We start from the raw sequence: 14,090 nt of genomic DNA, 5'->3' as shown, positions 1-14,090 counted from the left end.
CCAAAATGGATACAGCCAGATCACTCACGGTGGTCCTCCCGACGGATGCGCACGAGGTGGCCGGGCGTGGTGCCGAGCTGCACCAGCACATCGGCCCCCGGGGAATTCATGGGCAGCCATACGACCCGGTCCGGCATCTCGGTGATGACCAGGGGCAGGGTGATATGACCGTGATCGTTGCCGACCGTCACCGGATCGCCTGTGGTGGCGCCGATTTCGGCAGCGGTATCGTGCGAGAGCCGCACCACCGGAGGGCGGGCGGTGCCGGCCAGATTGGGTTCACCGTCCTGCAGGCGGCCGCGATCGATGAGCATGCGCCAGGCGGCGAGCACGGCCGTGCCCGAGACCGCCTGCGCGAGCGGTTGCGGCGGCAGCGCCGGGGTGGCGGCGGCCGGGCCGTCCCACACCCCCATATCCGCCAATTCGGCTCGGGCACTTGCCACATCGGGCAGCCCGAGTCGCACACCCATCTCCTGGGCGATGGCATCGAGGACACGGTGTTCCGGCATGGGCGCGGATTCCCGGCGCACGGTCGAATCACGCAGTGCCGCATCGAATTGCCGGTGGCGGCCCTCCCAGGTGAGGAAGGTGCCGGCCTTCTCCATGGCCGAGGCCACCGGGAAGACGACATCGGCGCGCTCGCTGATATCGCTGCCCCGAAGTTCCAGGCTCACCACAAAACTCGCGGCATCGATGGCGGTGAGCGCGGCATGTGGATCGGGCATATCGCCGACCTCCACGCCGCCGATGAGCAGTGCGCCCAGCGTCGGTGCGGCGGCAAGAATGGCGGCCGTATCGCGGCCCGGAGCAGTCGGCAGCTCTCCGACACCCCAGGCATTGCGAACCTGTTGGCGTGCAACAGGATCAGCGACCGGTCGGCCGCCCGGCAGTAGCACCGGCAGCGCACCCGCTTCGAGCGCACCGCGTTCACCGGCACGCCGCGGAATCCAGACAAGCCCGGCCCCGGTCTCATCGGCCAGGCGCGCGGCCGCCGACAACCCGCCGGGGATGCCGCCGAGCCGCTCGCCGACGATGATGAGCGCATCGGGCTCGCGCAGCATGGTGGCGACATGCTGCAGATGACCGGGAGCGATGGCGACGGCGGCGGAATCACCCGTGCGGATGGCCTCCAGGAGATACGCCTCGGCGCCCGGCGAGGTTGGCAGCAGGGTGCCGTTCATGCGCTGCAGACCGCGGGTGGTGAACGGCGCGAGCGAGTAGATCTCGGTGCCGCGCTTGCGTGCGGCCTTGCGCAGCCGCAGATAGATCATCGGCGACTCTTCTTCGGCCTCGAACCCGGCGAACAATACGATCGGCGCCCGCTCCAGCGCCGCGTAGTCGACGGTGATGCCCTGCCCGGCAATGCGAGCGGCGAGGAAGTCGGCCTCCTCCGCGGAGTGCTCGCGGGCGCGGAAGTCGATGTCATTGGTATCGAGGGCGACTCGCGCGAACTTGGAGTACGCGTAGGCGTCCTCCATGGTGACGCGACCGCCGACCAGCACACCGGCATTGCCGTGCGCGGCGGCCAGCCCGCGCGCGGCGGCCGTGATGGCCTCCGACCACGAGGCGGGCTGCAGCGTCCCGTCCCAGGTGCGCACCAGCGGGGTGGTCAGCCGATCCCGCTCGGTCGCGTACTGGAACGCGAATCGTCCCTTGTCGCAGTTCCATTCCTCATTGACCTGCGGATCGTCACCGGCGAGACGCCGCATGACCTTGCCGCGGCGGTGATCGGTGCGCTGTGCGCATCCGGAAGCACAGTGCTCGCACACTGCCGGACTCGACACCAGATCGAAAGGCCGCGCCCGGAATCGGTAGGTGCTGCCGGTGAGCGCGCCCACCGGGCAGATTTGCACGGTATTGCCGGAGAAATAGGAGTCCATCGGCTCCCCGGCGGCAATGCCGACCTGCTGCAGCGCACCACGATCCATCAGCTCGATGAACGGATCACCGGCCACCTGCTGTGAAAAGCGAGTGCAGCGGGCGCACAGCACGCAGCGTTCCCGGTCCAGCAGAATCGCCGAGGACAGCGGAATCGGCTTGGGGTAGGTGCGCTTCTCACCGTCGAACCGCGATTCGGCGCGACCGGAGGACATGGCCTGGTTCTGCAGCGGGCATTCGCCGCCCTTATCGCACACCGGGCAGTCCAGCGGGTGATTGATGAGCAGCAGCTCCATCACCCCCTCCTGCGCCTTGGCGGCGGCGGGGGAGGACAGCTGGGTGCGGATGATCATGCCCTCGCTGACCGTCTGCGTACAGGAGGCGACCGGCTTGCGCTGCCCCTCCACATCGACCAGGCACTGCCGGCAGGCGCCGACCGGGTCGAGCAGCGGGTGATCGCAGAAGCGTGGGATCTGAATGCCCACGAGCTCCGCGGCGCGGATCACCAGGGTCCCGACGGGGACGGAAACCGTTGTGCCGTCGATGATCACGCTGACCATATCGGTGGGGGTAACTCCGCTGGCGCTGGAGTTGACTATTGCGGTCATCGGGGGTTCGGCGCGGACCTGCCCCCGCTTACGAGGGTGATACTGCGCCAGCCTCCTTTCGAGGGCTCTCGAGTCGGGGCAACGTGTCGGTGGTCTCGGCTAGGTTGTCTGCCATGGAGGAGGTGGTGCGATACAGCTATCGATTGCGACCAAGTCGCACCACCGAATCCGTGTTGCTCGCGGAATGGCATCGTTGCCGGTTCTTGTGGAATGAGTCTGTGAACCATCAGAAGTCGGGTAACAAGCCGACTCTCAGCACACTGAGCAAATTTCTGACCGACGCTCGTTCGTGTAGCGCGTGGCTGCGGGAAGGTTCGCAGGTTGCCCAACAACAGACGCTCCGCACGTACGCGCTCGCGCTCAAGCAGTCCTTCACTGTCAAGGGTCGGGGTCGGCCCGCGTTCAAGCCACGCAAGGCGACTCGTCCGTCGCTGGAGTACACCCGGCGTGGGTTCAATATCCGCGGCGGTCGGCTTGTGCTGGCAAAGGGTGTGAGTATCCCGGTCGTTTGGTCGCGAGAGTTGCCGTCCGAACCCACAAGCGTGCGCGTCGTACAGGATTCGCTCGGACACTGGTACGCCTCGTTCGTCGTTCGCCGAGCCGTCGAACCCTGTTCCGTGGCCGACAGTAATATCGGTGTCGACTGGGGTGTCTGTACAACGGCAACTACTACCGATCCAGGATTTGATCTGCCGTACCTCGGACACCGCGCACGCTGTGCCGCGGAAATGTGCCGGGCGCAACGAAAGATGGCCAGGCGCCGTCGCGGAAAGACTGGCCCGCAGTCGGGTGGATATCGTCGGGCCGCTCGTCAGGCAGCGAGGCTTCACAAGAAGGCGGCACGCCAGACCCGGCACGATTCGTGTGTGTGGGCGAAACATGTAGTCGACCAGCACGATCTGATCGCGGTGGAGGACTTCACTCCCAAGTTTCTCGCCAAGTCCACGATGGCAAAAATGGCAGCCGACGCGGCCATAGGCGCCGCGAAGAGAGAGCTGATCAACCGAGGCGTGCGGGCTGGCCGGAAGGTGGGGTTGGTACAGCCCGCGTATACGACAATGACTTGTTCGAGTTGCTTTGCGAGAGCCAAGCAGCAACTCGGACTTGGGGAAAGGACCTTCCGGTGCGACGACTGCGGGTACTCCGACGGTCGAGATCGGAACGCCGCCAGAGTGATTCTGGCTGTGGCAGAGCGTGGCCACACACGTGTTGACGACGTCAGACAATCGGATCACCTCCTTCGGGCAGATGGTGCGGTTGCGGTCTGAGCGTGGAATCTCCCGCCTTCAAGGCGGGCGAAGCGTTAACGCGCTCCTTCGGCCCAGACGGTGGACCGGGCCGGGTCGAACGGGCACGCGCCGAGGCGCAGATGCTCGACGTACTCGTCGCGGAAATACTTGAGGGAGGAGAAGATCGGGCTGGCCGCACCGTCTCCGAGCGCGCAGAAGGACTTGCCGTTGATGTTGTCGGCAATGTCCAGCAGCTTGTCGAGGTCGGTTTCGTCGCCCTGACCCTTCTCCAGCCGTTCCAGCAGCTGGACCAGCCAGTACGTGCCCTCACGGCACGGTGTGCACTTGCCGCAGGATTCGTGGGCGTAGAACTCGGTCCAGCGCAGCACGGCGCGCACCACACAGGTGGTGTCGTCGAAGATCTGCAAGGCCTTGGTGCCCAGCATGGATCCGGCGGCGGTCACGCCCTCGTAGTCGAGCGCGACATCGAGGTGCTCGTCGGTGAAGATCGGAGTGGAGGAACCACCCGGGGTCCAGAATTTCAGGGTGTGCCCCGCGCGGACGCCGCCCGCGTGTTTCAGCAACTCCCGCAGGGTGATTCCGAGGGGTGCTTCATATTGCCCCGGTCGCGTCACGTGACCGGAGAGCGAGTACAGCGTGAAGCCCGGCGACTTCTCGGTGCCGAAGGACCGGAACCACTCCACGCCATTGGCGATGATCGCCGGTACGGAGGCAATCGATTCCACATTGTTGACCACGGTCGGGCAGGCGTAGAGACCCGCGACGGCCGGGAACGGGGGCCGCAGGCGCGGCTGGCCGCGACGGCCCTCGAGGGAATCGAGCAGCGCGGTCTCTTCACCGCAGATGTACGCACCCGCGCCCGCGTGCACCACGATCTCCAGGTCGTAGCCCGAACCCTGGATGTTCTGGCCGATATAGCCTGCGGCATAAGCCTGTTCGACAGCAGCCTGCAGCCGGCGCAGGACCGGCACCACCTCGCCGCGCACATAGATGAAGGCGTGTGAGGCGCGAATGGCGTACGACGCGATGATCACACCCTCGATCAGGGTGTGCGGGGTCGCCAGCATGAGCGGAATGTCCTTGCAGGTACCCGGTTCCGACTCATCGGCATTGACCACCAGATAGTGCGGCTTGGTCACGCCGTCGGGGCCGGGGCCCTGCGGAATGAAGCCCCATTTCATGCCGGTGGGGAAGCCCGCACCGCCGCGTCCGCGCAGACCGGAGTCCTTGACGGTGGCGATGACCTCGTCGGGCTGCATGCGCAGCGCCTTCGGGAGCGCGCGGTAGCCGCCCTGGCGGCGGTAGGAGGGCAGCGTCCACGAATCAGGCTCGGCCCAGTGCTTGGACAGGACCGGGGTCAGTGTCGTCACTTGACGCCTCCATCGGTCGAATCCTGCTCGGCCGCATGCAGTCCCGCGAGCGTGGCCGGACCGGCGACGCCGTCCGTGGCACCCGGGCGCGCATCCGGATAGCCCGCGAGAATGCGCGCGGTCTCCCGGAAATTGCAGAGCGGAATACCGCTGCGCGACCCGGTCACCGGGTCACCGCGGCGCAGCGAATCCACCAGTTCCCGTGCCGATTCCGGCGTCTGGTTGTCGAGGAACTCCCAGTTGACCATGATCACCGGCGCGAAATCGCACGCGGCATTGCACTCGATGTGTTCGAGGGTGACCGCACCATCGGCAGTCGTCTCCCCGTGCCCGATGCCCAGGTGCTGCTTCAGGTCCGACATGATCTCATCGCCGCCCATGACCGCGCACAGCGTGTTCGTGCAGACGCCGACATGGAAATCGCCGGTGCGGCTGCGCCGGTACATGGAGTAGAAGGTGGCCACCGCGGTCACCTCGGCATCGGTCAATCCCAGCTGCTCGGCACAGAATTCGATGCCGGTGCCGGAGACATAGCTCTCCACCGATTGCACCAGATGCAAAAGGGGCAGCAGTGCCGAGCGCGGATGCGGATAGCGCTCGATGATCTCCTTCGCCTCCAATTGCAGGCGGTCGTGCACCTCCTGCGGATACGGAATGGGGCGCACGGTCAGGTTCAGCAGAATCTCTGTCAACGGTCCACCCCGCCCATCACCGGATCGATACTGGCCACCGAGGCGATGACGTCGGCGAGCAGACCGCCCTCGCACATTGCCGCCACCGCTTGCAGATTCGTGAACGAGGGGTCGCGGTAGTGGACCCGATACGGGCGGGTGCCGCCGTCGCTGACCATGTGCACGCCCAGTTCGCCGCGCGGGGATTCGACCGCCACGTAGACCTGGCCGGGCGGGACCCGCATGCCCTCGGTCACCAGCTTGAAGTGGTGGATGAGGGACTCCATGGAGGTGCCCATGATCTTGGAGATGTGCTTGGGGGAGTTGCCGAGACCGTCCGGACCCAGCTCCAGGTCCGCGGGCCAGGCGATCTTCTTGTCCGCCACCATGATCGGGCCCGGCCGCAGCCGGTCCAGGCACTGCTCGACGATCTTGAGCGACTCCTTCATCTCGTTCACCCGGATGAGGTAGCGGCCGTAGCAGTCGCAGCCGGTATCGACCATGACATCGAAGTCGTAGGTCTCGTAACCGCAGTACGGCTGCGCCTTGCGCAGATCGTGGGGCAGACCCGTCGAGCGCAGCACCGGACCGGTGATGCCCAGCGCCATACAGCCGGTCAGGTCCAGCACACCGACATTGCGGGTGCGGGCCTTCCAGATGGGATTCTCATTCAGGAGCAGTTCCATATCCCGCAGGCGCTTCGGCAGCAACTCCAGCAGCTCACGTACCTTGGCGACACCGTCGTCGGGCAGATCCTGGGAGACGCCTCCGGGCCGGATGTAGGCGTGGTTCATGCGCAGGCCGGTGATGTTCTCGAACACGTCCAGAATGAGTTCGCGCTCCCGGAATCCGAAGAGCATCGGCGTCAGCGCACCCAGCTCCATACCGCCGGTCGCGAGTGCGACCAGGTGCGAGGAGATGCGATTGAGCTCCATGAGCATGACGCGAATGACGCTGGCGCGCTCCGGAATATCGTCGGTGATGCCGAGCAGCTTCTCCACGCCCAGGCAGTACGCCGTCTCATTGAAGAACGGCGACAGATAATCCATCCGGGTGACGAAGGTGACGCCCTGCACCCAGCTGCGATATTCGAGATTCTTCTCGATACCGGTGTGCAGATAGCCGATGCCGCAGCGGGCCTCGGTGACGGTCTCGCCCTCGATCTCGAGAATCAGCCGCAGCACCCCGTGTGTGGAGGGGTGCTGCGGGCCCATATTCACGACAATGCGTTCCTCGGCGGCCCCGTCCAGGGCCGCGGAGATCTCATCCCAGTCATTGCCTCCGACGGTGATCGTGCGCTCCGGGCGCCCGGCGGGCTCGGGATGGGACTGGTCCTGCTGACTTTCGAATACGTCCGTGTCGTTCATCAGTGGTACGCCCTCCGCTCGTCGGGCGGCGGGATGCGCGCACCCTTGTACTCGACCGGGATCCCGCCGAGCGGGTAGTCCTTGCGCTGGGGGTGACCGCGCCAGTCGTCGGGCATCGAGATCCGGGTCAGCGAGGGGTGACCGTCGAACAGGATGCCGAAGAAGTCGTAGGTCTCGCGCTCGTGCCAATCCGTGGTCGGATACACGGAATACAGCGAGGGGAGATGCGGATCCGCGTCGGGAACCGAAACCTCCAGGCGCACCCGGCGATTGTGGGTGATGGAGTTCAGGTGGTAGACCGCGTGCAACTCGCGGCCGGTGTCCTCCGGGAAGTGCGCGCCGTTCACGCCGAGGCAGAGCTCGAAACGCAAAGCCTCGCTGTCGCGCAGCGTCTTTGCGACCACCGGCAGGTGCGCGCGGTGCACGTGCAGGGTGAGTTCGTCGCGGAAGACCACGATCTTCTCGATGACATCCGCGAACGCGATGCCGGCGCCTTCGAGCGCACGGCTCAGCGCCGTCACCAGATCGTCGAAGTAGCCGCCGTACGGGGGCGCGCTGCCACCGGGCAGGCTGACGGTGCGCACCAGCCGGCCGTAGCCGGAGGTATCACCGGTGCCGGTGACGCCGAACATGCCCTGGCGGGTGCTGATCACCTCATCGGCCGGGGGCTGCCCGGATTCGATTGCGGCAGTATCGATCTCGTCCGGAGTGGACTCGATGTCCCGCTCGGACTCGGCGGGTGGCTGCACGGTCGCCTCCTCCGGAGGGCTTTCGGTCGGTGAATCGAAGCTCATCGCAACAGCCCCTTCATCTGAATGGTCGTGGGGCTGGCGAGCGCGGCGGCCTCGGCGGCCCGCACGGCTTCCTCGCGATTGACGCCGAGCGGCATTTCCTGAATCTTCTCGTGCAGCTTCAGGATCGCGTTCAACAGCATCTCCGGCCGCGGCGGGCAGCCGGGCAGGTAGATGTCCACCGGCACGACGTGATCGACGCCCTGCACAACGGCATAGTTGTTGAACATGCCGCCCGAGGATGCGCAAACACCCATGGCCAGCACCCATTTGGGTTCGGTCATCTGGTCGTAGACCTGACGCAGGACGGGGGCCATCTTCTGGCTCACCCGTCCGGCGACGATCATCAGATCGGCCTGGCGCGGCGAGGCGCGGAACGCCTCCATGCCGAAGCGGGCGATATCGAATCGTCCGCCGCCGGTGGCCATCATTTCGATCGCGCAGCATGCCAGGCCGAATGTTGCGGGCCAGAGCGAACTCTTGCGCAGATAGCCCGCGAAATCTTCCACCGTGCTCAGCAGGAATCCGCTGGGCAGTTTCTCCTCGAGACCCATGTCGAACTACATCTCCCGGATCGAAACACCCCGCACAGGGCGGGGTGCAATGTTTGGAAACCCCTGTACGCCACTCAGTCCCAGCTGAGTCCGCCTCGCCTCCACTCGTAGGCATAGGCCACCGAGACGTTGAAGACGAACAGCGCCATCGCCGCCAGCCCGAACAGGCCGAGCGAATCGAAGTGCACCGCCCACGGGTAAAGGAACACGATCTCGATGTCGAAAATGATGAACAGCATGGCGGTGAGGTAGTACTTCACCGGAAAGCGTTGTCCACCAGTGTTTCCCGGGCCACCGCCGACAGCGTGCGGCGTAGGCTCGATACCGCACTCGTACGGTTCGAGCTTGGCCCGGTTATTGCGTTCGGGGCCGATCAGGGCCGCCAGAAATACGGAGAACACCCCGAACGCGGCAGCTACCGCGCCGAGGACAAGCGTCGGCACCTCGATATTCACAACAGCACTACCCCTCCTGGTTGCAACCTTGCGCAGGGGCGATGACGCCCCGGACGGCCCGGATTTTCGGAGATCGGGCATGGCGGCGATTGATACCGTCAGCCAGGCTCGTGTGAGCTAGGGCACAGCCTACAACTCACGCGACAAGATACATGACGTTTCGCGAGGCCGTTTGATTCAATTCGGAACGGTCTTTCATGACCGATTCGACGGAATCGCGAATGTCACGTGACACAGATATCCCCAGGTCGCGGGGAGGGGAGAACTCAGGCCGCGGAGCGGTTCCGCAGTACGCCGAGTACGGCCTCGGTCAACCGGATCGGATCCAGCGGATGCGAGACAGCCGCATCGGCCCGCGACCAGTTCGCCAGCCAGGCATCATCCGGGCGACCGGTGAGCACCACAATCGGCGGGCAATTATCGATTTCATCCTTGAGCTGCTTGGCCAGACCGAGACCACCGGTCGGCGCGGACTCGCCATCGAGGATGGCCAAGTCGAGCCCATGGGCATCCATGTGCTCCAAAACAACAGCGCCGGTGGCCACTTCGACATATTCGATGGGCGGCAGATCCGGATGCGGCCGTCTGCCCAGAGCCAGCATTACCTGGCTCCGAGTATCGGCATCATTGCTGTAGACGAGAACCCGCAGCGCGGCGGGACGCTTGGCATCGACCACGCACCGGATGGTACGGGTTAGCTATGGGTGCCGGTGGCAGGTTCGCCGGAATCCATTCGCGCGTCGGGGCGAACCAGACATCAGGAACAATTCGGCAATAGCCGCAAGTTGTGAAATTTTCGGAACGTGCCGATGCGCATCGGCGTGCGGGGGCAGTGTCGCGCCATGCTGGTTGGGTAGTTCCGTCCGGTGAGTTGCCTGTCGAGCAAAGGAAGCACGCAATGCCTGCTGAAGTCGTGGATGCCGTGGTGGTCGGAATGGGACCGGGCGGTGAGGACGTCGCGACACGGTTGGCTCAGGCCGGATTGACGGTGGTCGGGGTGGAGGGGCGGTTGGTCGGGGGCGAATGTCCGTACTACGCCTGCATTCCGACCAAGATGATGGTGCGTGCGGCCGGGGTGCTGCAGGAGGCGCGGCGGGTCGACGAGCTGGCGGGGTCGGCGACGGTGACGCCGGACTGGGCTCCGGTGGCGGCGCGGATTCGCGACGAGGCGACCGACAATTGGGATGACACCGTCGCGGTCGAGCGGTTCGAGAAGGCCGGCGGGACCTTCGTGCGCGGCTGGGGCCGGATTTCCGCGCCCGGCGAGGTGACCGTGGCGACCGAGGGGGGAGAACGGGTCTTTCGGACAACCCGGATTGTGCTGAATCCCGGTACCGCTCCGGCCGTTCCACCGCTGGCAGGCCTCGAGGGCACGCCCTACTGGACCAATCGCGAGGCCGTCACCACCACCGAGGTGCCGCGCTCGCTGATCGTGCTCGGCGGCGGACCGGTGGGTGCGGAATTCGCGCAACTGTTCGCGCGCTTCGGTGCGGACGTCACCGTCATCGTGCCGCGCAGGCTGCTGCCACAGGATGAACCCGAGGCCGGTGACCTGCTCGCGAAGGTCTTTGCCGCCGAAGGCATCACGGTGCGCACCGGTGCACATGCGGCAAGCGTGGCGCACGACGGTTCGGACTTCACCGTCGAACTGGATAACGGGCAGTCGGTGCAAGCGCAGCAGTTGCTGGTCGCCACCGGCCGTCGAACAGACCTGTCGGCCTTGGGAATCGGCGTGCTGGGCCTGGACGAGACCGCGAAGACTCTCCCGGTCGACGAGCGTATGCGCGCCGCCGACGGCGTCTGGGCCATCGGTGATGTGACCGGTCAAGGGGCCTTCACGCATATGTCCATGTACCAGGCTCGCATCGCGGCGCAGGACATTCTCGGATCCTCCGACGAAACCGCGCAGTATCGCGCCGTCCCGCGCGTGACATTCACCGACCCGGAGGTCGGAGCGGTGGGTCTCACTGAGGAGCAGGCACGCGCGGCGGGCCTGACCGTGCGCACCGCGAGCACCGCTGTCCCTACCTCGGTTCGGGGCTGGATTCACAAGGTAGGCAACGAAGGCCTTATCAAGCTCGTCGAAGACGCTGACCGAGGTGTACTGGTAGGCGCCACATCCATAGGCCCGGTTGGAGGTGAGGTGCTTAGTGCTCTCGCTGTAGCCGTTCATGCCGAAGTACCAATAGCCAGCCTTCGCGAGATGATCTACGCCTACCCAACGTTCCACCGCGCGATTGAGGCAGCTTTCGATGTACTGGCATCGGATGAGCGTTGAGCGCCCGAGGTCGGGATCGAGGCAAACTTTTCGAAAGTCTGAGTTGCGGGGAGCGCGTCGGCAGGACCCTACTGAACTGTGCCGGAAACCCCTGCACCACACCGAGATCCGTACCTAATTCGGCGATTCCCGACATGCTCATACGATCTCGAACATAGTTTCGATCCACGAGCTAATGTGCTGCTCATGGCCAGCGTTAAGCATCAAATGATGACCAACCGAATCAACACCGTGCCAGGCGGAAGGCGGCGTGGGTAGGCATGCTGGTCGGGAGAAAGTATCGGGTGGCGTTTACCGCAGAGCAAGTAGACCTCTCCCATCTGATCGGAGATGCATGTCGAGCTGTCTGGAACACCGGTCTCGAGCAGCGCCGCGAATATCGGCGGGGCGGGGCGTTCATGAACTATGTACAGCAGAGCGCCGAGCTGACGCAGGCAAAGATGGAATTCCGGTGGCTCGCACAGGCTCCGTCACATTGTCTGCAGCAGACGTTGATGGATCTGGACCGCGCCTGTCGTGATCACGGCACGTTTCGCGTGCAATGGCGGTCACAGCGGCGCTGGGTGCCGTCCTTCCGGTTTCCTGACGGCAGAGGGATTCGCGTCGAACGCCTGAGTCGACGGTGGGGGCGCGCGAAACTACCGAAGCTGGGCTGGGTGCGGTTCAGGTTCTCGCGCCCCCTCGATGGAGATGTGCGGTCTGCGACGATATCGCGCGATGGGGATGTGTGGTTTGTGTCGTTTCTGGTGGACGACGAGACCTGCACCCCCGAAAAGCATGCCAGTACATCGGCGGTCGGAGTGGATCGCGGTGTCGTGGTGGCGATTGCCTGCTCCGACAACACTTTGCGCGACCGTCAGTTCGCTACACCGGGCGAGGATGAACGGTACCGGCGGCTGCAGAAGAGGTTGATGCGGCAGCGGAGGAATTCTGCCAATCGAAGCAAGACGCGTGTGGCGATGCGGCGTTTGAAGCGTCGGGAACGGAACCGGCGAAAGGACTTCGCCGCCTATAGTGCGGACCAACTGGCCACCCGGTACGGCATGGTGGTGATCGAAAATCTGTGCGTCCGCAATATGACCCGCTCGGCACGTGGCAGTGTCGCCGAACCGGGGACTGGGGTTGCGCAGAAGTCGGGCCTCAACCGTGCCATCTTGGACAAGGGCTGGCACATTTTCGAGTTGGCCTTACGCAACGTAGCCCGGCGGACAGGTTGCCATATCGTGAAGGTTCCACCTGCTTACACGTCACAACGCTGCTCGCAATGCGGTGCGGTGGACCCGAAATCCCGTGAGAGCCAAGCGGAATTCCGGTGCACCGCCTGCGGCTATCACGAGCACGCCGACATCAACGCGGCGAAGAATATTCTGGCCGGCGGGCAGTCGGTCACAGCCTGTGGAGACCTCCAGCCGATGGGCGGGTCGATGAAGCAGGAACCAGCACCCCCGCGAGGGGCCAGTGCGCCAACCCGCCTCTGGCGAGTTGAAATCCCGAGCTAACTGTTGGGGAGGAAGTCAAGAATCCCTCGTTGCCCACAGCGGCGCGAGTCGCATTGCACACGGACCGGATGCCCTTGCAACCGGTTAGGCATCGCCGCACAATCATTGCTGTTCAGCGGGTCATGAAGGCGCCATCCTGATAGGTGTAGATGGTTCGAGCAAATGGGCGGTGGACATATGCGAATATCCGAGATCTTGCGGCGTAAAGGGCCGGGTGTGGTCACGATTGCACCCGATGCCACAGTGCGTGAACTACTGCGAGTGTTGAACGCGCACAATGTCGGCGCGGTGGTGGTGTCGCCGGACGGAGTGCTCATTTCGGGCATCGCCTCCGAGCGCGACATTGTGCGGCGACTGCACAGCAGAGGGGCCGAGCTACTGGATGCACCGGTGTCGGACATCATGACCGCGGCGGTGCATACCTGCTCTCCCGAGGATCAGGTCGAAACACTCAATGCCACGATGACGGAACATCGGATCCGGCATCTTCCGGTGCTCAGCGAGGGGCGCATGGTCGGCATAGTCAGCATCGGCGATGTGGTGAAGAGCCAGATCTCCGAACTGGAAGAGGAGCGCGAACACCTGGTGCGCTACCTGCACGGCTGACCCCTCGGGCCGCACAGCCTTCGCACGGACCGAACAGCGCTTGTACGGCATGTTCGGTCGGTACACGTGCTGTGCGGCGGGGAGTCAGCCGCGAGATGCGCTGTGTGGCGCGGGGAGTCAGCGGACGTCTGCGAGGGCGCGTGCGCCGGTGGCCACGTCGGTGGCGGTGGCCAGGTCGAGGTGGAGCTCGAGGTCGGGTGCGGTCGCGGGGCCGTCGTGGTGGGTGATGCCCGCCTCGGTGATGACGTAGTGCAGCGTGGTCTCGCCGATGTGCACGGTGGCGGTCCCGGATGGAAGCAGTTCGGTCACAGCGCGCCCCAGCGGTAGCGCGAACCAGTGTGCGCGGACGGCGTCGGTGGGGCGGCGGTCGCCGAGCAGCTGTGTGCCCCAGATCGAGAGTGCGTCGAGTGCGGGGCGCAATGCCGTGCCCGCCTCGGTGAGTTCGTAGACCGCGGTCGCGGCGCGGGGGCCGACGCGGCGGCGGGTGAGGATGCCGTCGCGTTCCAGATCCTTGAGCCGGGCGGCCAGCACATCGGTGCTGATACCGGGCAGATCGGCGAACAGATCGCTGTATCGGCGCGGGCCGGAACATAATTCGCGGACGACCAGCAGGTTCCAGCGGTCGCCGACAATGTCGAGGGCGCGGCTGACGGTGCAGTAGTGGTCGTAGCTTCGGCGTGACACGTCTCCCACTGTAACCTGGAACTTGGAAAAACAAAGTGCAAACTTGGAAATTCCAAGTAGAGTGTGGCTCAACCGCATT

The 14,090-nt window shown here is 65.0% G+C and carries 13 protein-coding genes; 4 read left to right on the top strand and 9 right to left on the bottom strand.

Annotation, left to right across the window (positions count from 1 at the left end; genetic code table 11):
• Positions 1 to 20: 20 nt before the first annotated feature.
• The gene (locus tag OG716_RS10325; RefSeq protein WP_405137406.1) at positions 21 to 2,486 is read right to left on the bottom strand and encodes an NADH-quinone oxidoreductase subunit G; all 2,466 of its coding nucleotides are present in this window, start codon (positions 2,484 to 2,486) and stop codon (positions 21 to 23) included.
• A 113-nt stretch (positions 2,487 to 2,599) separates the two neighbouring features.
• Here OG716_RS10325 and OG716_RS10320 point away from each other — a divergent pair, with 113 nt between their 5' ends.
• Positions 2,600 to 3,754 (top strand): RNA-guided endonuclease InsQ/TnpB family protein, encoded by a 1,155-nt coding sequence (locus tag OG716_RS10320; protein WP_405137405.1) that lies wholly within the window; start codon positions 2,600 to 2,602, stop codon positions 3,752 to 3,754.
• 35 nt (positions 3,755 to 3,789) lie between these two features.
• Here OG716_RS10320 and nuoF read toward each other — a convergent pair whose 3' ends face one another.
• From nuoF to OG716_RS10285, 7 genes are all read right to left on the bottom strand, one after another.
• The gene (gene nuoF / locus OG716_RS10315) at positions 3,790 to 5,106 is read right to left on the bottom strand and encodes an NADH-quinone oxidoreductase subunit NuoF (protein ID WP_405137404.1); all 1,317 of its coding nucleotides are present in this window, start codon (positions 5,104 to 5,106) and stop codon (positions 3,790 to 3,792) included.
• Positions 5,103 to 5,798, bottom strand: coding sequence for an NADH-quinone oxidoreductase subunit NuoE (nuoE, locus tag OG716_RS10310; RefSeq protein WP_327139452.1), 696 nt, complete (start codon positions 5,796 to 5,798; stop codon positions 5,103 to 5,105). Before nuoE ends, nuoF begins: the two co-directional genes overlap by 4 nt.
• Positions 5,795 to 7,144, bottom strand: a complete 1,350-nt coding sequence (nuoD, locus tag OG716_RS10305) for an NADH dehydrogenase (quinone) subunit D (RefSeq protein WP_405137403.1) — start codon at positions 7,142 to 7,144, stop codon at positions 5,795 to 5,797. The genes nuoE and nuoD overlap by 4 nt, the downstream gene beginning before the upstream one ends.
• Positions 7,144 to 7,938, bottom strand: coding sequence for an NADH-quinone oxidoreductase subunit C (locus OG716_RS10300; protein WP_405137402.1), 795 nt, complete (start codon positions 7,936 to 7,938; stop codon positions 7,144 to 7,146). Before OG716_RS10300 ends, nuoD begins: the two co-directional genes overlap by 1 nt.
• On the bottom strand, positions 7,935 to 8,489 hold the full coding sequence (locus tag OG716_RS10295; protein ID WP_327139455.1) for an NADH-quinone oxidoreductase subunit B family protein: 555 nt from the start codon (positions 8,487 to 8,489) through the stop codon (positions 7,935 to 7,937). The genes OG716_RS10300 and OG716_RS10295 overlap by 4 nt, the downstream gene beginning before the upstream one ends.
• 74 nt (positions 8,490 to 8,563) lie before the next feature.
• Complete coding sequence (locus tag OG716_RS10290; protein ID WP_405137401.1) at positions 8,564 to 8,944, bottom strand: NADH-quinone oxidoreductase subunit A; 381 nt, start codon at positions 8,942 to 8,944, stop codon at positions 8,564 to 8,566.
• 266 nt (positions 8,945 to 9,210) lie between these two features.
• Positions 9,211 to 9,546: a hypothetical protein gene (locus tag OG716_RS10285; protein WP_405139623.1), complete on the bottom strand. Its 336-nt coding sequence runs from the start codon at positions 9,544 to 9,546 to the stop codon at positions 9,211 to 9,213.
• A gap of 296 nt (positions 9,547 to 9,842) precedes the next feature.
• On the opposite strand from OG716_RS10285, the gene OG716_RS10280 reads away from it, so the two are divergent.
• The 3 genes from OG716_RS10280 (at position 9,843) to OG716_RS10270 (ending at position 13,327) form a co-directional block, all read left to right on the top strand.
• A complete protein-coding gene (locus tag OG716_RS10280) occupies positions 9,843 to 11,222 on the top strand; it encodes a dihydrolipoyl dehydrogenase family protein (RefSeq protein ID WP_405137400.1) in 1,380 nt (459 codons plus the stop codon).
• A 260-nt stretch (positions 11,223 to 11,482) separates the two neighbouring features.
• On the top strand, positions 11,483 to 12,721 hold the full coding sequence (locus tag OG716_RS10275; RefSeq protein ID WP_405137399.1) for an RNA-guided endonuclease InsQ/TnpB family protein: 1,239 nt from the start codon (positions 11,483 to 11,485) through the stop codon (positions 12,719 to 12,721).
• 177 nt (positions 12,722 to 12,898) lie between these two features.
• Complete coding sequence (locus tag OG716_RS10270; RefSeq protein WP_405137398.1) at positions 12,899 to 13,327, top strand: CBS domain-containing protein; 429 nt, start codon at positions 12,899 to 12,901, stop codon at positions 13,325 to 13,327.
• 117 nt (positions 13,328 to 13,444) lie between these two features.
• Here OG716_RS10270 and OG716_RS10265 read toward each other — a convergent pair whose 3' ends face one another.
• Complete coding sequence (locus OG716_RS10265; RefSeq protein ID WP_405137397.1) at positions 13,445 to 14,011, bottom strand: winged helix-turn-helix transcriptional regulator; 567 nt, start codon at positions 14,009 to 14,011, stop codon at positions 13,445 to 13,447.
• Positions 14,012 to 14,090: the final 79 nt, after the last annotated feature.

This window comes from Nocardia sp. NBC_01388 (genome assembly GCF_045040085.1).
In the GTDB taxonomy this organism is placed as follows: domain Bacteria; phylum Actinomycetota; class Actinomycetes; order Mycobacteriales; family Mycobacteriaceae; genus Nocardia.
Note: the sequence above shows the minus strand (reverse complement) of the source record. Positions and strands in the feature narration are given on the sequence as shown.

Excerpts from the sequence above, each read along its gene's own strand:
- OG716_RS10325 (WP_405137406.1), bottom strand. The coding sequence starts at position 2,486 with ATGACCGCAATAGTCAACTCCAGCGCCAGCGGAGTTACCCCCACCGAT.
- OG716_RS10320 (WP_405137405.1), top strand. The coding sequence starts at position 2,600 with ATGGAGGAGGTGGTGCGATACAGCTATCGATTGCGACCAAGTCGCACC.
- nuoD (WP_405137403.1), bottom strand. The coding sequence starts at position 7,144 with ATGAACGACACGGACGTATTCGAAAGTCAGCAGGACCAGTCCCATCCC.
- OG716_RS10300 (WP_405137402.1), bottom strand. The coding sequence starts at position 7,938 with ATGAGCTTCGATTCACCGACCGAAAGCCCTCCGGAGGAGGCGACCGTG.
- OG716_RS10295 (WP_327139455.1), bottom strand. The coding sequence starts at position 8,489 with ATGGGTCTCGAGGAGAAACTGCCCAGCGGATTCCTGCTGAGCACGGTG.
- OG716_RS10285 (WP_405139623.1), bottom strand. The coding sequence starts at position 9,546 with ATGCTGGCTCTGGGCAGACGGCCGCATCCGGATCTGCCGCCCATCGAA.
- OG716_RS10280 (WP_405137400.1), top strand. The coding sequence starts at position 9,843 with ATGCCTGCTGAAGTCGTGGATGCCGTGGTGGTCGGAATGGGACCGGGC.
- OG716_RS10275 (WP_405137399.1), top strand. The coding sequence starts at position 11,483 with ATGCTGGTCGGGAGAAAGTATCGGGTGGCGTTTACCGCAGAGCAAGTA.
- OG716_RS10270 (WP_405137398.1), top strand. The coding sequence starts at position 12,899 with ATGCGAATATCCGAGATCTTGCGGCGTAAAGGGCCGGGTGTGGTCACG.